Annotated in this window: 20 protein-coding genes; 6 read left to right on the plus strand and 14 right to left on the minus strand. The window is 76.3% G+C overall.

All coding sequences use genetic code 11. From position 1 onward, the window contains the following. Positions 1-85 precede the first annotated feature (85 nt). Positions 86-1,432: an ATP-binding protein gene (locus tag AC5FZL_RS07145; protein ID WP_493617875.1), complete on the plus strand. Its 1,347-nt coding sequence runs from the start codon at positions 86-88 to the stop codon at positions 1,430-1,432. A 9-nt stretch (positions 1,433-1,441) separates the two neighbouring features. On the opposite strand, the gene AC5FZL_RS07150 is transcribed toward AC5FZL_RS07145, so the two are convergent. The 4 genes from AC5FZL_RS07150 to AC5FZL_RS07165 form a co-directional block, all read right to left on the minus strand. After that, a complete protein-coding gene (locus AC5FZL_RS07150; RefSeq protein WP_493617876.1) occupies positions 1,442-2,257 on the minus strand; it encodes an alpha/beta fold hydrolase in 816 nt (271 codons plus the stop codon). A 115-nt stretch (positions 2,258-2,372) separates the two neighbouring features. Further along, the gene (locus AC5FZL_RS07155) at positions 2,373-3,221 is read right to left on the minus strand and encodes an aldo/keto reductase (protein ID WP_493617877.1); all 849 of its coding nucleotides are present in this window, start codon (positions 3,219-3,221) and stop codon (positions 2,373-2,375) included. Between the two features lie 232 nt (positions 3,222-3,453). After that, positions 3,454-4,119 (minus strand): phosphoribosyltransferase, encoded by a 666-nt coding sequence (locus tag AC5FZL_RS07160; protein ID WP_493617878.1) that lies wholly within the window; start codon positions 4,117-4,119, stop codon positions 3,454-3,456. Positions 4,120-4,167: 48 nt separating this feature from the next. Then, positions 4,168-4,464: a DUF1801 domain-containing protein gene (locus tag AC5FZL_RS07165; protein ID WP_493617879.1), complete on the minus strand. Its 297-nt coding sequence runs from the start codon at positions 4,462-4,464 to the stop codon at positions 4,168-4,170. A 196-nt stretch (positions 4,465-4,660) separates the two neighbouring features. Here AC5FZL_RS07165 and AC5FZL_RS07170 point away from each other — a divergent pair, with 196 nt between their 5' ends. After that, on the plus strand, positions 4,661-5,644 hold the full coding sequence (locus AC5FZL_RS07170) for a 2-hydroxyacid dehydrogenase (protein WP_493617880.1): 984 nt from the start codon (positions 4,661-4,663) through the stop codon (positions 5,642-5,644). A gap of 10 nt (positions 5,645-5,654) precedes the next feature. Here AC5FZL_RS07170 and AC5FZL_RS07175 read toward each other — a convergent pair whose 3' ends face one another. From AC5FZL_RS07175 to AC5FZL_RS07185, 3 genes are read right to left on the minus strand one after another with little or no spacing between them, the layout of a single operon-like run. Beyond that, on the minus strand, positions 5,655-6,575 hold the full coding sequence (locus AC5FZL_RS07175) for a carbohydrate ABC transporter permease (protein WP_493617881.1): 921 nt from the start codon (positions 6,573-6,575) through the stop codon (positions 5,655-5,657). A gap of 3 nt (positions 6,576-6,578) precedes the next feature. After that, positions 6,579-7,529 (minus strand): carbohydrate ABC transporter permease, encoded by a 951-nt coding sequence (locus AC5FZL_RS07180; RefSeq protein WP_493617882.1) that lies wholly within the window; start codon positions 7,527-7,529, stop codon positions 6,579-6,581. Between the two features lie 31 nt (positions 7,530-7,560). Then, positions 7,561-8,958, minus strand: a complete 1,398-nt coding sequence (locus tag AC5FZL_RS07185; protein WP_493617883.1) for an extracellular solute-binding protein — start codon at positions 8,956-8,958, stop codon at positions 7,561-7,563. A gap of 118 nt (positions 8,959-9,076) precedes the next feature. Here AC5FZL_RS07185 and AC5FZL_RS07190 point away from each other — a divergent pair, with 118 nt between their 5' ends. From AC5FZL_RS07190 to AC5FZL_RS07200, 3 genes are read left to right on the plus strand one after another with little or no spacing between them, the layout of a single operon-like run. Beyond that, positions 9,077-10,084, plus strand: a complete 1,008-nt coding sequence (locus AC5FZL_RS07190) for a LacI family DNA-binding transcriptional regulator (RefSeq protein ID WP_493617884.1) — start codon at positions 9,077-9,079, stop codon at positions 10,082-10,084. 43 nt (positions 10,085-10,127) lie between these two features. After that, a complete protein-coding gene (locus AC5FZL_RS07195) occupies positions 10,128-11,999 on the plus strand; it encodes a glycoside hydrolase family 2 protein (protein ID WP_493617885.1) in 1,872 nt (623 codons plus the stop codon). Between the two features lie 54 nt (positions 12,000-12,053). Beyond that, the gene (locus AC5FZL_RS07200) at positions 12,054-12,527 is read left to right on the plus strand and encodes a hypothetical protein (RefSeq protein WP_493617886.1); all 474 of its coding nucleotides are present in this window, start codon (positions 12,054-12,056) and stop codon (positions 12,525-12,527) included. Here AC5FZL_RS07200 and AC5FZL_RS07205 read toward each other — a convergent pair. The 7 genes from AC5FZL_RS07205 to AC5FZL_RS07235 form a co-directional block, all read right to left on the minus strand. After that, positions 12,524-12,958 carry a phosphatase domain-containing protein gene (locus AC5FZL_RS07205; protein ID WP_493617887.1) on the minus strand — a complete coding sequence of 145 codons (435 nt, stop codon included), beginning with the start codon at positions 12,956-12,958 and terminating at the stop codon, positions 12,524-12,526. The two genes, AC5FZL_RS07200 and AC5FZL_RS07205, sit on opposite strands and share 4 nt — an antisense overlap. A gap of 13 nt (positions 12,959-12,971) precedes the next feature. Next, on the minus strand, positions 12,972-13,715 hold the full coding sequence (locus AC5FZL_RS07210; RefSeq protein WP_493617888.1) for a response regulator: 744 nt from the start codon (positions 13,713-13,715) through the stop codon (positions 12,972-12,974). Then, entirely contained in the window at positions 13,712-15,706 is a 1,995-nt protein-coding gene (locus tag AC5FZL_RS07215; protein WP_493617889.1) for a PAS domain S-box protein, read from the minus strand. The genes AC5FZL_RS07210 and AC5FZL_RS07215 overlap by 4 nt, the downstream gene beginning before the upstream one ends. Positions 15,707-15,801: 95 nt before the next feature. Beyond that, on the minus strand, positions 15,802-16,314 hold the full coding sequence (locus tag AC5FZL_RS07220) for a hypothetical protein (RefSeq protein WP_493617890.1): 513 nt from the start codon (positions 16,312-16,314) through the stop codon (positions 15,802-15,804). Further along, positions 16,311-16,574 carry a helix-turn-helix transcriptional regulator gene (locus AC5FZL_RS07225; protein WP_493617891.1) on the minus strand — a complete coding sequence of 88 codons (264 nt, stop codon included), beginning with the start codon at positions 16,572-16,574 and terminating at the stop codon, positions 16,311-16,313. Before AC5FZL_RS07225 ends, AC5FZL_RS07220 begins: the two co-directional genes overlap by 4 nt. 658 nt (positions 16,575-17,232) lie before the next feature. Beyond that, complete coding sequence (locus tag AC5FZL_RS07230; RefSeq protein WP_493617892.1) at positions 17,233-18,108, minus strand: SWIM zinc finger family protein; 876 nt, start codon at positions 18,106-18,108, stop codon at positions 17,233-17,235. Beyond that, on the minus strand, positions 18,108-21,239 hold the full coding sequence (locus AC5FZL_RS07235; protein ID WP_493617893.1) for a DEAD/DEAH box helicase: 3,132 nt from the start codon (positions 21,237-21,239) through the stop codon (positions 18,108-18,110). The genes AC5FZL_RS07230 and AC5FZL_RS07235 overlap by 1 nt, the downstream gene beginning before the upstream one ends. A gap of 160 nt (positions 21,240-21,399) precedes the next feature. Here AC5FZL_RS07235 and AC5FZL_RS07240 point away from each other — a divergent pair. Then, the coding region (locus tag AC5FZL_RS07240) for a hypothetical protein (protein WP_493617894.1) at positions 21,400-21,624 on the plus strand (225 nt) is incomplete at its 3' end.

Consider the following 21,624-nt stretch of genomic DNA (forward strand, 5'->3'; position numbering starts at 1 on the left):
GCCCGTCCCGCTCCCCGCGCACCGGCGCCGCGGCAGCACCTGCACGTCGGCCCGCGCGTGGCGTGAGGGGGCACGATGTCCCCTGATGACTGCTGACCCCGCCGCCCGCTCCGACACCGCGACCCCCGACCCCACCGCCGACCTGGCCGCGCGCCTGGCCGGAGAGGCCCCCGCAGTGCGGCGCACCCTGGCGCTGCTCGGCGAGCTGCTGCGGGGCGCCGCGACCACGTCGGCCACCGCGTCCGGCTTCCTCGAGGCGAGCCTCGGGCAGGCGCACACGTCCCTGGTGGTCGAGCGCGTCGACCTCACCAACACCCAGGCGATCTCGGTCGGCGCGGCCCTGGCCGACCTCGTCGCCGCCCACGACGCCCGTCTGGGCGCCGTGGAGGACGACGCGGCCCCGACCTGGACGCGCATCGACCTCGACGGCGAGCACCTGTCCGTGCCCAGCGCCGCAGCGGCCTTCTTCCCGGCGGGGACTGCCGCGGGAGCCGACGTCGTCGTCCAGCTCGTCGAGCACGACTTCGAGCCCGAGCCGGCGTCCCTGCGCGTCATCGCCCGGCCCGCCGACCACACCGCCGCGCGCGCCCTGGCCGACGAGCTGCTGGCCACCGCCCGCCGGGACAAGGGCTTCTTCCGCGGGCGGGTGCTCCACGCGGACTCCCGCCTGCCGCTGAAGCTGGAGCCGACCACGCTCGGCCCGGGCGGGCGCGAGGACCTCGTGCTGCCCGCCGAGGTCTGGGACGAGGTGGACGCCAACGTCGCCGCCCTGACCACCCGGGCGCCGCTGCTGCGCGAGCTCGGCCTGGGCACCAACCGCGGGATCCTCCTGACCGGCCCGCCCGGGGTGGGCAAGAGCGCGCTGAGCCGGGTCGTGGCGCGCGAGCTCGCCGGCGCCTTCACGGTGATCATCGTCGACGCCGCCGCGGCCACCTCGGTGCTGCGCCAGGTCTACCGCGAGACCGTCGACCTCGGGCCCTGCGTGGTCATCCTCGAGGACGTCGACCTCTACCTCGGCGACCGCAAGGCGGGCGCCCGCGGCACCGCGCTGGCGGACTTCCTCGCCGTGCTCGACGGCACCGAGGTCTACACCGACGTGCTGACGATCGCCTCGACCAACGACCCGCGGGCGCTGGACGCCGCGGCCACCCGCTCGGCCCGCTTCGACGCCGTGATCCGCCTCGACCCGCCCAACCGGGCCGCGTGCGCCCGGATCCTCGAGCGCTACCTCGGCGCCCTGACGGGCGAGGTGGCCGTGGACGCCGCGTCCGTGGCGGCGTCCCTGCCCGCCGGGCTGACCGGCGCCGACCTGCGCGAGGTGGTGCGCCGCGCCGTCCTCAACCACGGCCGCGACCTCACCACCGAGCGGCTCCGCGCGGTGGTCACCGAGGGGCGCTGGCGCGCGGCGCCGCTGACCGGCACCTACCTGTAGCGGCTCCGGTCAGGCCTGCGCGCCGGCGGCGGCGCCCGCGAGGAACTCCTCCAGCGCCGGAGCGAGCACGGCGGCCTTGACGAGGTGGGTCTGCCCCTCGAGCGTGCGGTGCGTCGCGCCCGGGACGACGGCCGCCAGCGCCTGGCTGGCGCGTTGCATGGACGCCGGGCTGCGGCTGCCGGAGAGGACGAGGACGGGCGCCGCGACGCCCGCCCACCGGTCGGCGGGCAGGGGCCGGCCCGAGGCGTGATCGCCCAGGACGCGGATGTCGGCGGGCAGCGTGTGGGCCACCGCGCACAGCCGCCGCCACACCGGCAGCACGCGCATGATCGCGACGGCGAGGCCCGGCGTCCCCACCTGGCGCAGGAACATCCGGACGGCGTCCCCGCGCCGCCCCGCCGCGACCGCGGCCTCCAGGCGCTCGGCGAAGTCCTCCGGCACGGTGTTCGCGTCGGCGTCGACCACGAACGGCGCCTCGTACAGCGCGAGCCCGGTGATCGGGACGCCGGCCCTGGCCGCCTCGAGCGCGAGGGCGGCGCCGGAGCTCTCACCGACCACGGACGCCGTCCCACCGGCCGCCTCGACCACCGCGGCGAGGTCCTCGATCTCGCGCTCGACCGCCCAGGGCGCGGTGCCGGTGCTGTCCCCGCGCCCGCGGCGGTCGTAGGTGAGGACTGTGGAGCGCGCCGAGAGGTGCTCGGCGAGCTCCCGGCCGGGCCCGAAGGCGCGCGAGCACAGCGCGCCGTCGACGATGACCACCGGGGGCCCGGAGCCGGTGCGGTCGTAGGCGATGGTGGTCCCGTCGCGGGAGGTCGTGGTGTCCATGCCCAGGTGGACCGGCGGGGTCGACGGAACTCATCGGTGGCCGCCGCGGAGGCACCCGGACGCAGCGCGGCGCCGCCCCCAGGAGGGACGGCGCCGCGGCTAGCAGGCCCGCAGGTCAGTCGGGGATGTAGTCGAACGTGTCGGGGTTGGGGCCGGTGCGCCCCTCCTCGCCCTTGTCCAGGGCCGCGATGGCGTCCACGTCCTCGTCGGAGAGCTCGAAGTCGAAGATCGCGAAGTTCTCCTCCATGCGGGAGGGCGTCGTCGACTTCGGGAAGACCACGTCGCCGCGCTCGACGTGCCAGCGCAGCACGACCTGGGCCGGCGTCTTGCCGATCTTCTCGGCGATCTGCGTGACCACCGGGTCGCCGAGGACGGTGCCCTTGGCGATCGGCGACCAGGCCTCGGTGATGATGCTGTGCTCGAAGCCGTAGGCCCGCACGAGCTCGTTGGTCGTGTAGGGGTGCACCTCGATCTGGTTCACCGCGGGCACCACGTCGGTCTCGGCGGCGAGGCGCTCGAGGTGGGAGACCTGGAAGTTCGAGACGCCGATCGAGCGCGCCCGGCCGTCGGCCTTGAACTCCTCGAGGGTCTTCCACGTGGAGACGAAGTCCCCGTCGTAGAGCGTCGGCAGCGGCCAGTGGATGAGGAAGAGGTCGACGTAGTCCATGCCCAGGGCGGCGAGCGTGCCGTCGAACGCCTTGCGCGCGTCCTCGGGGCGGTGGAAGCCGTTGTTGAGCTTGCTCGTGACGAACACGTCGCCGCGGTCGAGCCCGGAGGCCCGCACGGCCTCGCCGACGCCGGCCTCGTTGCCGTACATCTCCGCGGTGTCGATGTGGCGGTAGCCGATCTCCAGCGCCCTGGTCACGGCCTGCGCGGTCTCGTCCGGCGGGATCTGGAAGACGCCGAAGCCCAGCTGCGGGATCGTGCGGCCGTCGTTGAGGGTGATGTTCGGGACTGCAGTCATGCGAGAGCGCTCCTTCTGCCGTCGGGCGGCGCTGCTCCGGCCGGGGCACGAGGTGCCACCGGGCCGGGCGCCAGGTGGTCCCGTACCCGAGGAGCCGCCCACTACACCCCCGCCAGCGGCTCCAGGGCCCTGTGGGCGGCTGCGTGCCCGTTCTCGCTGCGCGCGGGGCGTTCCTGTGCCCGTCTGGTGAGCACAGGAACGCCCCGCGCCCGTCGAGCAGCGGGCGGGGGGGTCAGCGCCGGACGAGGGAGAGCAGCCCGCGCACGTCGTCGTCGGACGTCGGGCGGAAGTCGACGTAGGCCTGCCCGACCGCGCCGAGCACCACGGGCGCCGCCAGGCAGACGACGTCGTCGGCCACGCACCCCACCGCCCGCACCGCCTCGGGGGCGCCGACCGGCACGGCCACCACGACCGACGCCGGGTCCTGCGCCCGCACGGCGGCGACCGCGGCCCGCATCGTCGCGCCGGTGGCGAGGCCGTCGTCGACGAGCACGACCACCCGTCCGGTCACGGCCAGCGGCGCCCGCCCCGCGCGCCAGCGCTGCTCCCGCTCGCGCAGGACGGCGACCTCGCGCTCGCGCACGGCCGCGAACTCCTCCGGCGCCACGTGGTCGGCCACGACGGCGTGGCGCACCAGCTCGACCGCGCCGCCGACCGCGGCGACCGCACCCATCGCCAGTTCCGGCTGCTCGGGCACCCCGAGCTTGCGCACCACCACGACGTCCAGCGGCGCGCCGAGGGCGTCGGCCACGGGCGCGGCCACCGGCACCCCTCCGCGGGGCAGGGCCAGCACGACGACGTCCGCCGCAGGCGGGTGCTGCGCGAAGCGGCGGGTCACGGCAGCCGCGAGCGCCCGGCCGGCCTGCGACCGGTCCGCCCACCGCGGCACCGCGCTCACCGTCTCAGAGTGCTCCACCCGCGCGGCCGGCGGAAGAGCACAGGGCCCTCAGGCGCTCGAGCACGCGTTCCCGCCCGACGCCGTGAGGTCGGCGGCCTCGCGCACCAGGTCGGCGAGGGCGGCGGCGTCCACGCGGTCGAGGCTCGTGAAGCGCACGCAGCTGCGGCCGCAGGAGACCTTCCCCAGCCGCTCGGCGTGCGCCTCCGCGAGGTAGCGACCGTCGGCGCGGACCGCGCAGACGTACAGCGACAGGTGCCGCTTCTGGGCCGCGAGCGCCACCAGCGGCCACAGCGTCGTCTCCTTCGCCGACCGCGGCCGGTAGGGCATGAGGCCGTACCCGAGCATGCTCCCGGAGCCGACCGCACGAGCTGGCGGTCGGTCGCCAGCACGGGCGCCGCGGCCACCACGAGCGCGTCGAGGCGCCGCAGGTCGTCCTCGCGGGGGCCTGCCGCGGCGAACCAGGCGTCGGTGCCGTCGTCCACCGCCCCATCGTCGGCCTCCCGGGGCACCGGCGTCCAGGGCGCCGTGGCAGCCTGCCCGCGTGAAGATCGTCGTGGTCGACCAGAACCTGCCCGCCGTGCGCGCCGAGCTCGAGGCCGACCTGCCGGCCGACGCCAAGGTGGTCTGGCACCGCACCTTCGACGAGGACGCCGTGCGCGCGGACCTCGCGGGGGCCGAGGTGCTGGTCTCGAGCCGGTACACGCCCGGGCTGCGCGAGGCCGCGGGCGACCTGCGGCTGCTGCAGGCGCCGAGCGCCGGCGTCGACGGCATCGCGTTCGACGCGGTGCCGGACGGCGTCCCGGTGGCCAACACCTTCCACCACGAGGAGTCGATGGCCGAGCACGTCGTGGCCGCCACGGTCGTCCTGCGCCGCGGCGTCCTGCGCCTGGACGCCGCGCTGCGGCACAACCGGTGGGCCTCCTCGACCTACGACCCCGCCCAGGCCCAGCCCTCGACCCTGGCCGGCGCACGCGTCGGCCTGGTCGGCTTCGGCCACATCGGGACGGCGACCTGGCGCCTCTTCCGGGCCTTCGGCGCCACCGGCGCGGCGGTCACCGGGTCGGGCCGGGTGGACGCCGGCGCGCACGGGCTCGCGTGGGCCGCCACCACGGCCGAGGGGCTGGACCGGCTGCTGGGCGAGTCCGACGTCGTGGTGCTCTCCGCTCCGCTGACCCCCGCCACGCGCGGCATGGTCGGTGCGGCCCAGCTCGCGCGGATGCGCCCCGACGCCGTGCTGGTCAACGTCGGGCGCGGGCCGCTGGTCGACGAGCGGGCGCTGCACGAGGCCCTGGTGGCCCGCGCCATCGGCGGCGCGGTGCTGGACGTGTGGTGGCGCTACCCGCGCAGCGGCGCGGAGGGCCCGCCCAGCACGCTGCCCTTCGGCGAGCTGGACAACGTCCTGCTCACCCCCCACTCCTCCGGGGTGACGCGCCAGACGTTCCTCGCCCGGGCGCGCGACGTCGCCGAGAACGTGCGGCGCCTGGGCACCGGCGACCCGCTGGTCAACCCGGTGCCCAGGCCCTGAGCCGGGCTGCTCACTGGCCGCCGAGGCCGGTGGTCGCCACGCCCTTGATGATCTGCCGCTGGAAGAGCAGGAACACGATGAGCAGCGGCAGGGCCGCGATCGTCGCTCCGGCCATGTCGGCGGCGAAGGTGACGCCGAAGGCGTTCTTCACCGTGACCAGGCCGACCGGCATGGTCATGAGCAGCGGGTCGTTGACGACGATGAACGGCCACAGGAAGTTGTTCCAGGCGCCGATGAACACGAAGATCGACACGGCGGCGGTCACCGCGCGCGACAGCGGCATGACGATCTGCCAGAAGATCCGGAACGGGCCGGCGCCGTCCATGCGCGCGGCCTCCTCGAGCTCCACGGGGATGGCGTCGAAGAAGTTCTTGAAGACGAAGACCATCACGGGCGCCACGAGCTGCGGGAGGATGATCCCCCAGTAGGTGTCGACGAGGTTCAGCGCCAGCATCTCGCGGAACAGCGGCACGATGAGGATCTGCGGCGGCACCATGATCGCCGCGATCGTCAGGGCGAAGAGCACCTTGCGGCCGCGGAACTTCGTGCGGGAGAACCCGTACGCGGCCATCGCCGAGATGAGCACGGTGATGACCGTCACGACCACGGCGACGATGACGCTGTTGAGCAGCCACAGCGGCAGGTTCGAGCTCGTCAGCACCGTGCGGAACGACTCGAGGGTGAAGCCGCCCTCGGGCAGCCAGCTCACCGGCAGGGCCGCTGCCTGCGCCTCGCTCTTGAGCGCGGTGACGAAGGCCCAGAGCAGCGGGATCAGCCAGAGGAGCGCCATCACGGCCAGGGCCACGAACCCGACGACGCGGGGCAGCCGCGGCCCGGTGGAGCCGCCGCGGGAGCGGGCGTCCGAGCGGGCCAGGCGGTCGGCCCGCCCGCCGCGGGCCGCGGCGGGCAGGGAGGAGGTGGTGGTGGTCATGGCCTACGCCTCCCGGCGGTTGAACAGCCGGAGCTGCGCGATGGACAGGATGACGATGATGAGGAAGAAGATGTTCGCGATGGCCGAGGCGTAGCCCAGCCGGTAGCCGGAGAAGCCCTGGTCGTAGACGTACAGGAGGATCGAGCGGGTGGAGTTGTTCGGCCCGCCGGTGGTCATCTGGTAGATCTGGTCGAAGACCTTCAACGACGACAGCAGCTGCAGCACGATCACCAGCCCGGTGGTGCGGCTGAGCATGGGCAGGGTCACCGAGCGCAGCAGGCGCCACGTGCCGGCGCCGTCCAGCGCTGCGGCCTCGTAGATGTGCGCCGGGATGCCCTGCAGGCCCGCGAGGTAGAGCAGGAAGTTGAAGCCCGCCGTCCACCACACGGTGGCGATGACGACGCCCCACATCGCCGTGGAGTCCTGCTGCAGCCACGGGACCGCCCCGATGCCCACGGCGCCCAGCGCGTCGTTCAGCAGGCCCAGCTGGGGCTGGAAGATCCACACCCAGGTGAGGGACACCACGCTGACCGGCAGCAGGTAGGGGGCGAAGAAGGCGAGCCGCCACAGCCACTGGCCCGGGAGGCCCATGTGGACCAGCAGCGCCATGACCAGCGGGATGATCACCAGGGGGATCGTGCTGGCGACGGTGAAGTAGAGGGTGTTGAGCAGGGTCCGCCACACCAGCGGGTCGCCCAGGGCCTCGCCGAAGTTGCTGAACCCGACGAGGCCTCCCCCGGCGCCGGTGAGGCTGGCGTCGGTGAAGGCCAGCCACAGGCCGTAGATCACCGGCCACAGCAGGAAGCCCGCGAACACCACGAGGAAGGGCAGGGTGAACCAGAACCCGGCGTTGTCGCCTCGGCCGGACGCCGAGCGGCCGGTGCCGCGGAGGGGCGCGCTCGGGTCGCGCGGTCGCGTGCCGGCCGTGGCCGGCACCTGGGCTGCAGTGGTCATCGCGGAGACTCCTCGTCGAACCTCATGGTGGTCATGCCTCGGGGTCGGGGAGGTCGAGCATCATGTTCATCTGCTCCACCATCTCCGCCACCGACTGCTGGGGGCTGGAGCTCCCGCTGAACCCGCGGATCAGCGCCTGCGAGCACTGGTCCTGGAAGTTCGACCCGGCTCCGGTGAACCACGCCGCGGGGTCGAAGACGACGATCTCCCCGGCCGCGGCGTAGCTGGACTGCGGCTTCAGGTCGGCGTACTCGGGCTCGTCGAGGATCGGCGTGTAGGAGGGGATGTGGCCCGCCCCGGCCCAGGTGAGCGACTGCTTGAGCAGCTCGGCCGCTGCCCGGTGGGTCTCGCGGCGGCGGTCGGGGTCCGGGGAGTCCTGGTGGGGCAGGACGAAGGTGTGGGAGTCCGCGTAGTTCGCCGGCTTGCCGAACAGGGTCGGGAAGGGGGCCGCACCGAGGTTGGGGATGGCGTCCTGGAAGGCCGGCAGCTCCCACTCCCCGGAGAGGATCATCCCGGTGCGCCCGCCCTGGAAGTCCGCCAGCGCCGACTGGTAGCTGGCGCTCGGGTCGGCGATCGTGCCGTCGAGCATCGCGTGCGCGAACTCGACCACCTCCGCGGCGGCGTCGACGTCGACCTCCACCGTCGAGCCCGACAGGTCGATCTCGCCGACCGCCTGGCAGTAGAGCGCGTAGAACAGCCGCCACGCCTGGCCGGTGTCGGCCTGGTAGCCGTAGGCGATGCCCGTGCCGCCGGTGACCTCGGCCAGCGCGCGCCCCGCCTCCAGGAACGCGTCGGGCGACGTGATCGGCTTCAGCTCGCCGGCCGCGTCGAGCAGGCCCGCCTGCTCGGCCACGTCGGCGTCGTAGAAGACGATGAACGGGTGGGTGTCCAGCGGCAGGGCGAACAGCTCGCCGTCGTACTGGGCGCGCCGCCAGACGGCCTCGGGGAAGTCCTCCTCGCGGACCCCGAACTCGGCCAGCAGGTCGGTGTCCCAGGGGTCCAGCAGCCCGCCGGGGGCGTACCCCGCCAGGCGGGAGATGTGGAGGATCGCCATGTCCGGGGAGCGACCGCCGGCCGAGGACATCGCCAGCTTCGTGTAGTACGGCGCCCCCCACGCGAGCACGGTGGAGTCCACCAGCAGGCCCGGCACCTCCCCCTCGACGTCGTCGATCATGGTCTGCAGCCGCGCGCCGTCGGCGCCGGAGAACAGGTTCCAGAACCGCAGCGTCTGCGCGTCAGCGCCACCTCCGGCGACGCCGGCCACACTGCCGCAGCCGGACAGCGTCGCTGCCAGGCCGCCGAGCAGGCCACCGGCCAGCACGCTGCGGCGGCTGAGGCTGGAAGAGCCCAGGGCGGCCAGCGGGCCGCGGGGCGAGGGGGGTCCTTCGGCGGGCCCGCGCATCGGCGCGGGCGGTCGTGCACGGGTCATCGTCGACTCCTCCACGGGGTGGTGGGCCTTTCCTATCGCGCCGGGAAGGAACTTGCAACGTTGGAAACGACCGGGCACAGTGCGGTCAGCGCGCCGGCGAGCTGAGAGGGGGACGGCCGTGGCCCGAGCCCGCCTGCAGGACGTCGCCGCCCTCGCCGGCGTCTCGATCAAGACCGTCTCCAACGTCGTCAACGCCCACCCGCACGTGCGCGCGGACACCCGGGCCCGGGTCGAGGCCGCCATCGGCGAGCTGGGCTACCGCCCCCACGCGGTCGGCCGCCAGCTGCGCCGCGGGCGCACCGGCACGATCGCCCTGGCCGTGCCCGAGATCGACGTGCCCTACTTCGCCGAGCTCGCGCGCCACGTCGTCGACGCGGCGACCGCCGCCGGCCTCACCGTGCTCATCGAGCAGACGAACCGCTCGCTGGACGCCGAGCGCGCCCTGGTCGACTCCCGCGAGGCCGGGCTCGTCGACGGCCTCGTGCTCAGCCCCGTCGCGATGGGCTCCGAGGAGCTGCAGGCCCGCCACGCCGAGGTCCCGATGGTGCTGCTGGGCGAGGGCGCGCGGCCGCCGGGGGTGGACCACGTCGGCATCGACGACGCCGCCGCGGCCGCCGCGGCCACCGCCCACCTGGTCGCCGCCGGGCGCCGCCGGATCGGCTTCCTCGGCGCCCAGCCGCCCGGGCCGCTGTCGACGTCCACCTGGCGCCAGGCGGGGTGGGCGCGCGCCCTGGCGCAGGCCGGCCTGAGCGCCGCTCCGGACCTGTGGCTGCCGGTGGAGGAGTTCTCCTTCGGCGCCGGCCGTCGCGCCGTGCTCGAGGCGGCCGCCCGCGGCCTCGAGCTCGACGCCCTGCTGTGCGCCAGCGACCTGCTGGCCGTCGGGGCGCTGCGCGCGCTGGAGCAGACCGGGCGGGCGGTGCCCGCGGACGTCGCCGTCGTCGGCTGGGACGACGTCGCCTTCGCGCCCTACACCTCCCCGTCGCTGAGCTCCGTGCGCCCGGACCTGCGCCAGATCGCCACGTGCGCCGTGGAGATGCTCACCGAGCGCGTCGACGGCCTCGCCGTCCCCGGACGCCGGGTCGTCGCCCGCTCGGAGCTGGTCGTGCGCGCCAGCTCGTCCCCCTGACCGGATCCCGACTCCCCCGCCCACCCCGACCCCAGGAGCCCGTGTGCCCCCTCGCGCCACCACCCAGGACGGCCACCACCCCCGCCCCCAGCTGCTGCGGGAGGAGTGGACCGACCTCGGCGGCCCGTGGCAGTTCGCCTTCGACGACGAGCGCGCCGGCACCGCCGCGCGCTGGCAGGCCACCGACCTCGCGGACCGCTCGGTCTTCTCCCGCGACATCACCGTGCCCTTCCCGCCGGAGTCGGCGGCCTCGGGCATCGGCGACCCCGGCCCCCACCCGGTGCTGTGGTACCGGCGGGCGCTGCGCCTCGACGACGTCGCCGGGATCGAGGCCGTGCGCGAGCGCGGCCACCGGCTCGTGCTGCGGTTCGGCGCGGTCGACTACCGCGCTCGGGTGTGGCTCGACGGGGCGCTGGTCGGCGAGCACGAGGGCGGGCAGACCCCGTGGGCGGTGGACCTCACCGACGCCGTGGACCTGGGCGGCCCCGGCGAGCACGTGCTCGTCGTCCGGGCCGAGGACGACCCGCGCGACGTCACCCAGCCCCGCGGCAAGCAGGACTGGCAGGACGAGCCCCACGACATCTGGTACTTCCGCACCTCGGGCATCTGGCAGACCGTCTGGGTCGAGGTGCTGCCCCCGCTCGCGGTCGAGCACCTGACCTGGACCCCCGACGTGCCGAGGGCCCGGGTGCACCTGCGCGTGGAGCTCAGCGCGGCGCCGTCCGCGCCCGTCGCGGTCGGCGTGCGCCTGGAGCTGGAGGGCCGGGTGCTCGCCGAGCAGAGCGTGCGGGTCACCGAGCAGCGGACGGCCCTGACCCTGGTGCTGCCGGAGCTGGCCAACGGCCAGGGCGAGCAGCAGCTGCTGTGGTCCCCCGAGCACCCGCGCCTGGTCGACGCCCGGGTGCGCCTGCTCGACGGCGACGGCGTCGTGCTCGACGACGTCACCAGCTACCTCGGGCTGCGCTCGACCGGGGTCGGCGGCGGGGCCTTCCTGCTCAACGGGCGCCCGCAGTACCTGCGCTCGGTGCTGGCGCAGAACTACTGGCCGGAGTCGCACCTGGCCGCGGACCCCGCGACGCTGCGCCGGGAGGTCGAGCTGCTCGTCGAGCTGGGCTTCAACTCGGTGCGCGTGCACCAGAAGGCCGAGGACCCCCGCTTCCTGCACTGGTGCGACCGGATGGGGGTGCTCGTGTGGGGCGAGACCGCCAACGCCTACGCCTTCTCCCCCGAGGCCGTGCGCCGGCTGACGACGGAGTGGATGGACCTCGTCCACCGCGACGCCAGCCACCCGAGCATCGTCACGTGGGTGCCGCTCAACGAGAGCTGGGGCGTGCAGCACATCGCCACCGAGCCCGCCCAGCAGGCGTACGCCACGGGCCTGGCCGCGCTGACCCGGGCCCTGGACCCCAGCCGGCCGGTGGTCTCCAACGACGGCTGGGAGCACACCGACTCCGACCTGTGGACCGTGCACGACTACGCCGAGCGCGGGGCCGAGCTGCGCGAGCGGTACGGCAGCGCCGAGGCCGTCGAGGCGCTGCTGTCGGTGCCCGGGCCGGCGGGGCGCCTGATCCGGGTGCCCGGCGGCACCGACCGCGGGCAGCCGGTGATGCTCACCGAGTTCGGCGGCGTGCGGTTCACCCCGGGCGCCACCTCGACCGACGGCACGTGGGGGTACTCCACGGCGAGCGACGCCGAGGACTTCGCCGCGCGCCTGCGCGACCTGCTGGACGCCGTCCGCGCCTCCCCGGTGCTGGCCGGCTTCTGCTACACCCAGCTCACCGACACCCTGCAGGAGGCCAACGGGCTGCTCGACGACCAGCGGCGCCCGAAGCTGCCGGTGGAGGTGCTGCGGGCGATCATCACCGGCGAGGCGCCGGCGGAGCCCTCGGGGCCCTCGGAGGCGCCGGCGTCCTGAGCGCGACGGCGCGCCCCACTGGCCCGCGCCCGCCGGAGCGCGGGACAGTGGGGCATGCGCGTGACGCGGCTGCTCGCCCTGGCCTCCGCCCTGGGGCCCGGTGCCCTGCGGGCGGTCCGCGGCCTCGCGCCGCTGCTCGCCACCCACCCGGAGACGGTGCGCCAGGGCCGCGAGCTGCTCGACCAGCTGCTGCAGGCGCGGGAGGGCCGCTCCCCCGAGGAGCGGCTGCGCCGCACCATCGCCGCGCTGCGCGAGGAGGCCGTGCGCGCCCGGGACCGCGACCGGTCGGGGGGCGCCGGAGCCGGCGGGGCCGACCCGGAGCGCGCTGCGGAGTGGGTCCGCCAGGCCGACTCGCTGTCCACGGCCCTCGCGCTCGTGGGGGTGCGGCGCGGGGCGGACCGCCGCCGCGACCTCGCCCGCGTGCAGGCGCGCACCGACGCGCTGTTCGCGGAGGTCTTCACGGCCACCGTGGGCGACACCGGCGGCGAGCGGGGCGCGCAGCCGCCTCCGGCGGGCCCCCCGGCCTAGCGGCCGGGGAAGCGCTCCACGTAGCGGCGCTGCCACGGGGTCTCCACCGCGTGGCGGGAGCACCCCTCGCGCACGAAGGCCACCGCCTGCGCCGGGGGCACCCCGTCGAGCACCGCGAGGCACGCCAGCGCGGTGCCGGTGCGCCCGCGCCCGCCGCCGCAGGCGACCTCCACGCGCTCGTGCTCGGCGCGCTCCCAGGCCTGCGCCAGCGCCTCGAGCGCGTCGCCGCGGTCGCGGGGCAGGCGCCAGTCCGGCCAGTCCACCCAGCGCGCCGGCCAGGCCACCGGGGGCGGACGGCGTCCGAGCAGGTGGAGGGCGAACTCCGGGACCGGGCCGGCCGGCAGCGGGGCGCGCAGCGCCCGGCCGCGCACGAGGCGGCCCGAGGGCAGGCGGAGCACGCCCGGCGCGGACGCCTCCCAGGCCTCGCTCACCGCGGCCCGGCCACTACGGGGTGCGGGGCAGGTCCGCCCAGACGAGCTTGCCGTCGAGGGCGTCGTCGATGCCCCACGCCGTCGTCAGCCCGGCGATGAGGTGCAGCCCCCGGCCGTGCTCCTCGGTGGCGCTGGGCGGCTGCAGGTCGGGCGTGCCCGCACCGCCGTCGAGCACCTCGACCCGGACCACGGCGGGGCGCAGCGAAAGGCGCAGCTGGCAGGAGGAGCCGGCGTGGGTGATGGCGTTGGTGACCATCTCGCTGACGACGATGAGGGCGTCGTCGACGAGGCTCGCCTGCCGCCAGGAGGTGAGGGTCTCGCGCACGAAGCGCCGCGCCCGCCCAGGGCTGCCCGGATCCTGGGGCAGCTCGAGCAGCGCGGCGTCCAGGGCGTCGGCGCCGACCTTCTCCAGGAGGTCGAGGAGGTAGTCCAGCTCGGCGTCCTTGACGACGAAGCCGTCCGCGCGCTCGGCGATCCAGGCGTGCTCCAGCGGCTCGCCGCCGGAGAAGACGACCACCTTCGAGCGCGGGGAGTGCAGCCGCATCCGGCCGAGGACCTCCCGGCCGGCCAGGTCGGGCAGGCCCAGGTCGAGGACGACGATGTCCGGCTTGAGGTCGGCGATGACGGTGACCGCCCGGGTGCCGTTCTCGGCCTCCCCGACGACCTCGAAGCCGCCGCGCAGGCGCAGCGCCGTGCGCAGCAGCCGCCGGACCTCGGGGGCGTCGTCGACGAGGACGACGCGCAGCGGCGCGCTCACGGCCGGCCCGTCGGTGCGGGCAGGGAGATCACGAACCCCGGGGCCGGTCCGGCCTGGTCGTACCAGGCGTCACCGCCCTGCGCCCGGGCCAGCTCGCGGACGATGAAGAGGCCCAGGCCGGTGCCCCGCCGGTCCTCGCCCGTGGCGAACCGCTCGAAGAGGCGCCCGCGCATCGGCTCGGGGACGCCGCTGCCGGCGTCGGTGACCCGCACCTGGACGGCGCCGTCGACCGCCGAGGCCGACAGGACCACCGGGGAGGCCCCGTGGACGAGCGCGTTGGTGATGAGGTTGTCGAGGGACTGGGCGAGGCGGTCGCGGTCGGCGACGACCTCCAGCTCCGGCGGGCAGTCCACGACGACCACGCCGTCGGGGTGGGCCGGTCCGGCGGCCGCCACGGCGTCGCTCAGCACCGCCGTCACCGGGACGACGTCCGGCCGCATCGCCATCGCCCCGGCCCCGAGCCGGGACGCGGTGAGCAGGTCGGCCAGCAGCCGCCGCAGCCGGGCGGCGCTGCCGAGCATGGAGCCGAGCAGGTCCGCGCGCTCGTCCTCGGTGAGGTCGGCCTGGTGCTTGGCGAGCATGTCGGCCGACCCCGAGAGCACGCTGACCGGGCCGCGCAGCTCGTGCGCGGTGACGGCGAGGAACTGCGCCTGGTCGTCGGCCGCGGCGGTGAGGCGCGCGTTCATCACGCCCAGCTCGGCGTTCGCCGCCTCCAGCGCGGTGGCCGCGCGCTCCTGCTGCTGGAGCATCAGCCGCCGCTCGGTGATGTCGCGGGTGACCTTGGCGAAGCCGACGTGCTCGCCGGCGCCGTTGTGGACGGCGGTGATCACCACGTTCGCCCAGAACCGGCTGCCGTCCTTGCGGACCCGCCAGCCCTCCTCCTCGTAGTGCCCGTGGAGCAGGGCCAGCTCGAGCTCCTCCTCCGGGTGCTGGGAGCGCTGCTGGTCGGGGGTGTAGAAGCGGCGGAAGTGCGTGCCGAGGATCTCCTCGCGGGTGTAGCCCTTGATCCGCTGCGCCCCCGCGTTCCAGCTGGCCACGCACCCCTGGGGGTCGAGCATGAAGATCGCGTAGTCCTGCACCGCGTGGACGAGGAGCCGGAAGCGCTCCTCGCTCTGGCGCAGCTCCTCCTCGGCCTTGCGCTGCGCGGTGACGTCCTGCGCCTGCACGAAGAGGTAGAGGGGACGACCCCGGCTGTCGCGGACGGCGGCCAGCGTCGCCTGGACCCAGCGCTCGCCGCCGGGCAGCGACACCCCGTGCTCGACCGCGACGACCGCCGTGCGGCCCAGCGCGAGGTCGGAGATGGCCGCCGCCACGTGCGCGGGAGCGGGCGCGGTGGCCAGCTGGGTGTACGGGGCGCCGACGATCTCCTCGACCGGGCGCCCCACCAGGGCGGCCAGGGCCTTGTTCGCCCGCACCACCCCGCCGGTCAGGGTGAGGGTGGCCATGCCGATCGCGGCCTCCTCGAAGACCTCGCGGAAGCGCTCCAGGTGCTCGCCGAGGACCTCCTCGCCCGCCTCGCGCGCGCTCGGCACGCGCGGCGCGGCGGCAGCGGGCGGGGCGACCGGGAGCGCCGGCGACTGCGGGGCGACCGGCGAGGCGGTGGCGGGCTGGCGCGCGGGGCCGATCAGCGCCAGCAGGTCGTCGGGCAGGGTCTCGATGGAGGTCGACTTCTCGATGAAGGCCGCCGCCCCGAGCTCGCAGCCCCGCTCGGCCAGCCCCCGCTCGTCGAAGCCGGAGAAGAGGACGACGCGCGTGTCCGGCGAGACGGCCAGCACGCGAGGGAGGGCCTCGAGGCCGTCGACCTCGGGCATCGAGACGTCGAGGACCATGAGGTCGGGCCGGTGCTGCTCGGCCAGCTCGATCGCCGCGGCACCGGTGGCGCCCTCACCGACGACCCGGAACGAGCCCGACAGGCGCAGCTGCGTGCGCACGAGGACCCGGACCTCGACGGCGTCGTCCACGACGACCACGGTGGGAAGCGGAGTGGTCACGATGGCGAGTATCCGGTATCGGACGGCGTGAGCCGGAACAGATCTCCGGATCGATCTCCGCCCCGAGCCCCGGGCCGGGCGCGGAGGTCGGCCGATCAGCCCTCCACGCCCCGGCGCGCCGCGCGCCGAGCCCGCAGGGCGCTGACGGCGAGCACGACCACGGCACCCGCGCTGCCCGCGACGGCGCCGCGGGCGAACCCGGCGCCGAAGCCGTCCTCGGGGGCGGCCCGCAGCGCCCCGACGAGGAGGAGGACGAGCAGGACGCCGTAGGGCACCAGCCGCAGCCGCAGGAGGCCCTCGACGTCGGGCTGGAAGCGCACCCCCAGCCGGCCCGCGTAGGCCAGGGTGACGGCCGAGGTCGCGCCCAGGAGGCCCAGCAGCACCGCGGCGTGCGGCAGGGCGCTCCCGCCCTCGATCCACACCGCTGCCGTGGCGGCGGCCAGGCCCAGCAGCAGCACCACCTGGAGCCCCACGGCGCAGGCCTCGTTCCACACGTCGCGCTGTCGCTCCTCGGCGTAGAAGGGGTGGTCGAGGTCGCCGACGGCCTCGGCCGCCGTCACGAACCAGCCCCCGCGCCGCACGGCGCCCGCGTCCTCGTGCTCGCTCACAGCCCCACCTCCACGTCGTGCCCCCGCCCGGGCCGGTCGGCCAGGGCGTCCGGTGCGAACAGCGCCTCGACCGTGCTGCCGAGGTGCCCGGCGAGCGCCAGCGCGAGGTAGACCGAGGGCGCGTAGTCCCCGGCCTCCACCGCGACGACGGTCTGCCGCGTGACGCCGACCGCTGCTGCGAGGTCGGCCTGGGTCAGCCCCCGCGCCGTGCGTGCCGCGCGGACGCCGTTGCTCCGGCCCTTCGCCGAGGTCCTCCCCATGACCATGGAGTGTCAAGGCTACCGGACATGATGTCAAGTAGCCCCGACATGGATCGACGCGGAGGCGTCACTTCCTCGTAACCCTCCGGGAGCCTGCGGGGCGGATGGTCTCCCCATGCCAGATCCGCACGTCCAGCACGAGCACGCCCCCGCGGCGCACGACGCCGGCGCGCCCCGGCTGTGGCGGCTGCGGGTGACGGTGCCCGAGCAGCCCGGCTCGCTCGAGCGGCTCACCGGGGCGCTGGCCGAGCTGGACGCCAACATCCTGGCGCTGCACGTCCACCCGCTGGCCGACGGCGCGCGCGACGACCTGGTCCTCGCGGTGCCCGAGCGGGTCAGCTCGCTGGTGCTCCTCGACGCCGTCGAGGACGGCGGGGGCCGCGACGCCTCGCTCGCGCCCGCGCCGGCGCAGGCCCTGGCCGACGAGCCCACCCGCGCCCTCGTCCTGGCCGCCCGGGTCAGCGCCGCCCCCTGGCAGCTGCCGGCCGCGGTGGCCGAGCTGCTGGGCGCGCACGTGGTCACCGACGCGCTGGGCGCCCCCGACCCGGGCTGGCGCGGGGGCTCGGACGCCGTCCTGCACCTGCCGTCGCCGTGGTCGGCGGCGTTCGCGCTCACCCGCGACGGCGACCCCTTCACCCCCGCCGAGGTCGCCCGCGCCTCACAGCTGGCCGCCCTCGCCGCCACCGCGGTGCAGCGCTGCGAGTGCGGCGCGCAGCCGGTCGGGCAGGCCGGCCGCGCCGGGGCCCAGGAGGGCGGCGTCGAGGTCGTCCAGCACCGTGCGGCCCCCTGAGGAGCCGCCCGCCGGGGCCGTCTCCAGCACCGGCAGCGCACCGGTGCGGGTGAAGTACCCGTGCACGTGGTCGGCGAGCGGGGCGTCCGCGGGCGCCGCAGCACCGCCCGCCTCCTCGGGCGCTCGCGAGCGGGCCGCGACGGCCGCGAGCAGCTCGTCGCGCTCGACCCCGCGCAGGGTCAGGACGCCGAACGGCTCGGTGTCGAGCCACTCGGCCAGCAGGTAGACCACCGCGGCGGCGTGCTTGCACGGGTCGCCCCAGTCCGGGCAGGTGCAGGCGAAGCGAGCGTCGGCCAGCGACTGGGGGAACAGGGCCAGCCCGGCGTCGAGGGTGAGCTGCTCGAAGCCCTCGGGCATCACCCCGGCCAGGACCGCGGCGAGGGTCGCCGGCGAGGCCGCGACGGCGTCGGCCAGCTCGCCGCGCGTCTCGGCGTCCCACGTGGCGAAGGTCAGCTCGGTGGCGTACGGGGCGGGCCGGCTGCCCTGCACCTGGGCGGTGACCCGGCCGGCGGTCACGGCGAGGCTGAGCACCTGACCGGCGCGGGCGTAGGTGCGCCCGCGCGCCACCCGGGCGGGCCCCGCGACCTGCTCCACGGCGTCGACGAAGCGCCGCCCCCACCACGTCGTGGCGAAGGCGCCGCGGCGCGAGCGCGCGAGGATGCCGTTGCCGGGGATGCGCTCCCCCGGGGGCCACGAGCCGTCCCACGGGGTGCGGCCCGGCGGCGGCTTCCCGGCGGCGGTCATCAGTCGCCCACCGCGTCGGCGCCGAGCACGAGCAGCTCGCGCAGGGCGTCGGTGGACAGCTCGGTCAGCCAGCCCTCGCCGGTGCCGACGACGAGGTCGGCCAGCTCCTGCTTGGAGGCCATGAGGGCGTCGATGCGCTCCTCGACCGTGCCGACGCAGACGAGCTTGCGCACCTGCACCTGGCGCTGCTGGCCGATCCGGAAGGCGCGGTCGGTGGCCTGGGCCTCCACGGCGGGGTTCCACCACCGGTCCAGGTGCACGACGTGGTTGGCGGCGGTGAGGTTGAGCCCGGTGCCACCCGCCTTGAGCGACAGGAGCATCACCGGGGGGCCGTCCTCGGCGCTGAACCGCGCGACCATGGCGTCGCGCGCGGCCCGCGGCACCCCGCCGTGCAGGAACGGCACGTCGCCGCCGTAGCGGGCGGCCAGGTGCGGGACGAGCATCGCGCCGAGCTCCCGGTACTGGGTGAAGCACAGCGCCCGCTCGCCGTCGGCCACGACGGCGTCGAGGACGTCGTCGACGAGGGCCAGCTTGCCCGAGCGGTGCTGGCCCCGGCGGAGCAGCGGCGAGCCGTCGCCGAGGTACTGCGCCGGGTGGTTGCACACCTGCTTGAGGCGGGTGAGCGTGGCGAGCACCAGGCCGCGGCGCTGGACGCCGTCCGCGGCGTCGACCTGGGCCAGCATGTCCTCGACCACCGCCTGGTAGAGCGAGGCCTGCTCGGCGGTGAGGTTGGCCCGCACGACCATCTCCAGCTTCTCGGGCAGGTCGGAGATGACGCTGGGGTCGGTCTTGACCCGGCGCAGCACGAACGGGCGGATCAGCGTGGACAGCAGCTGCCCGGCCGCGGCGTCGCGGTGGCGCTCGACCGGGACGGCGAACCGCTCGCGGAACCCGGCGGCGGAGCCGAGCAGCCCGGGGGCGGTGAAGTCGAGCAGCGCGTGCAGCTCGCCGAGCCGGTTCTCCACCGGGGTGCCGGTCAGCGCGACGCGGTGCGTGCCGCCGGGCGGGCACGGCGCTCCGGCGACGTGCCGCACCGCCCGGGCCGCGCGGGTGCCGGGGTTCTTCACGTGCTGCGCCTCGTCCAGGGCCACCCGCCGCCAGGCGATCGGCGTGAGGTCGTCGACGTCGCGGGCCAGCAGGGCGTAGGTGGTCAGGACGAGGTCGGCGTCCGCGACCGCCCGCGCCAGCGCCTCGCCGTGGAGGCGGTCGGCGCCGTGGTGGACGTGCACCCCCAGGCCGGGGGCGAACCGGGCCGCCTCGCGCTGCCAGTTGCCGACGACCGACATCGGGCAGACCAGCAGCGTCGGCGCCACCGGCTGGCCCCGCCCGGCGGCGTCCTCGTGCTCGGCCAGCTCCAGCGCCAGGAGCTGCACCGTCTTGCCCAGCCCCATGTCGTCGGCGAGGACGACGCCGAGGCCGAGGCGGGCCATGAACGCCAGCCAGGCCACGCCCCGCTCCTGGTACGGGCGCAGCTGCGCGGCGAGGCCCGCCGGCGCGGGCACCGGCTGCAGCGCCTGCTCGCCGGTCCCGGCCAGGAGGTCGCCGAGCCAGCCGGTGGCGCTGATGCCGGTGACCGGAGCGGGCAGGTCCTTGGCGGTGGCGGCCTGCCCCAGGACGGCGCCGAGGCCGGCCCGCCCGGTGCCGGCGCGCTGGAGGAAGCGCAGCGAGCGCGCGACCTTGTCGGCGTCGACCTCCACCCACCGCCCGCGCAGGCGCACCAGGGGCGACTTCGCCGCCACGAGCGCCTCCAGCTCGGCCTGCGTGAGCTCCTCGGAGCCGAGGGCGACCTTCCAGGAGTACTCGACGAGCTCGTCGGCACCCACCCGGCCCGCGGCCCCGACGGTGCCGGGCACCGCCGTCCCCTCCCCCGGCACCGCCTCGGTCCGGGCCCGCAGCCGCAGGCCCACCTCGGGGCGCAGCCAGCGCCCGGGCAGCTGGACGGCGACCCCGGCCCCGGCGAGCAGGGGCACGCCGCGGCCGACGAGGTCGAGCAGCGCCTCGACGCTCACGGGGGCGTCGTGGCCAAGCTGGGCCCCGACCTCGTCGAGCAGCGGCGGGTAGACCGCGCCGGCCCGGGCGAGCTCGGTGAGCGCGAACGCCCACGGGTCGGCCTCCAGCGGCCAGTCCAGGCCGCCGACGCCCGCGCGCACCTCCTCGGGGGTGAGCACGAGGCTCGGGTCGTCGAGGGAGCGCAGGCGCACCTGCACGGTCCAGCCCCCGGGCGCGACCGGCCCGGTGAACGCCTCGTCGGCCTCCTCGTCGCGGTCCGGCGGCTCGGTGACCCTCAGCACGAGCTCCACCGGCGCGCTGACCCCGCTGCCGCGCCACCGGCGCGCGCGGGCGGCGAGGTCGGCCAGGGCGGCGGCCGGCACCCCGGAGACCTCCTCCCCCGAGAGCAGCGAGGCCACCCAGGCCTCGGCGGCGTCCCGCCCGGTGGCCTCCGCCGGCCCGTCGGCGCTGCCCAGCTCGGGCTCCTCGACGAGCCCCGCCGCGCGCAGCCGGCGGCCGACGAGCAGGTCGGTGAGCTCGCCGCAGAGGTCGTCGAGCACCGCTGCGGCGGGGCGCCCGCGCCCGGCCGGGCCCGCAGCGCCGGTGCGCTCGGCGGGGACCTCCGCGCGCAGGACCGGCGGCACGACCGCCGCCGCGCCCTGGCGCCACGCCCGCCACGCGGCGTCGGGCAGCGGCACCCAGCGCCCCCACCAGGCGCCGTGCGCCTCGACCAGGGCCGGGACCACCAGGGCGGCGTCGACCCGGCGCCGCACGACGTCGGCGACCTCGGCGAGGAAGCGCAGGTCGTCGGCGAGCACCGGCTCCTGCGGACCGGCCGCGGCCGGGTCGAGGGCCGCGACCTCGGCCAGCACGGCCGCCGCGCGGTCGGGGTTGAGCGCGACGACGCGCAGGCGCCACGGGGCGAGCACGAGCGGCCCCGCTGCGGGGCGGTCGCCGTGCCGGGGCGCGCCGTCGGCCGTGGGCAGGAGGAGCTCCAGGCTGCCGCGGGCCGTGGCCCCCAGCGCCGCGGCCAGCGCCGGAGCCCGCAGCGCCAGCACCTCGCGCGCGGCCGCCGGCACCGGCTCGTCGGCCCACAGGCACAGCACCTGGCGGCGCGACCAGAGCCCGTGGACGGTGACCACGGCCGCGAGCGTAGGCCCGGGCACCGACGGCGCCGCGCCACCCCTGGCAGGAAGTGTGCGGATCGTGGCACCTCTGCCACTCGTGGCGGCCGTGGGGCCGGAGCAGGCTCGGACCAGCCCGCCGGAGGGACCGGCGGTGCGGTGGAGGGCGATGAGGGCCGTGGGCACGACGAGGGCGACGGGGACGGACGCGCTGGACCGCCTGGAGGACGTGGCGCTCCGGCTCGCCGAGGGCGGGGCGGAGGGCGGGGCGCTGGACCGCCTGGTCCTGGCCTCGGCGGTGACCCGCCTGGAGGACTGGGCCGGCGCGGGACTGGGCAGCACCGACGGCGACACCCGCGTGCTGCTCGTGCGCCGCTTCGCCCGCGCGCACCGGCTCCTGGCC

Source organism: Quadrisphaera sp. DVD1 (assembly GCF_058932755.1).

Excerpts from the sequence above, each read along its gene's own strand:
- AC5FZL_RS07230 (WP_493617892.1), bottom strand. The coding sequence starts at position 18,108 with ATGACCGCCGCCGGGAAGCCGCCGCCGGGCCGCACCCCGTGGGACGGC.
- AC5FZL_RS07155 (WP_493617877.1), bottom strand. The coding sequence starts at position 3,221 with ATGACTGCAGTCCCGAACATCACCCTCAACGACGGCCGCACGATCCCG.
- AC5FZL_RS07185 (WP_493617883.1), bottom strand. The coding sequence starts at position 8,958 with ATGACCCGTGCACGACCGCCCGCGCCGATGCGCGGGCCCGCCGAAGGA.
- AC5FZL_RS07150 (WP_493617876.1), bottom strand. The coding sequence starts at position 2,257 with ATGGACACCACGACCTCCCGCGACGGGACCACCATCGCCTACGACCGC.
- AC5FZL_RS07180 (WP_493617882.1), bottom strand. The coding sequence starts at position 7,529 with ATGACCACTGCAGCCCAGGTGCCGGCCACGGCCGGCACGCGACCGCGC.
- AC5FZL_RS07175 (WP_493617881.1), bottom strand. The coding sequence starts at position 6,575 with ATGACCACCACCACCTCCTCCCTGCCCGCCGCGGCCCGCGGCGGGCGG.
- AC5FZL_RS07145 (WP_493617875.1), top strand. The coding sequence starts at position 86 with ATGACTGCTGACCCCGCCGCCCGCTCCGACACCGCGACCCCCGACCCC.
- AC5FZL_RS07225 (WP_493617891.1), bottom strand. The coding sequence starts at position 16,574 with ATGGGGAGGACCTCGGCGAAGGGCCGGAGCAACGGCGTCCGCGCGGCA.
- AC5FZL_RS07165 (WP_493617879.1), bottom strand. The coding sequence starts at position 4,464 with ATGCTCGGGTACGGCCTCATGCCCTACCGGCCGCGGTCGGCGAAGGAG.
- AC5FZL_RS07200 (WP_493617886.1), top strand. The coding sequence starts at position 12,054 with ATGCGCGTGACGCGGCTGCTCGCCCTGGCCTCCGCCCTGGGGCCCGGT.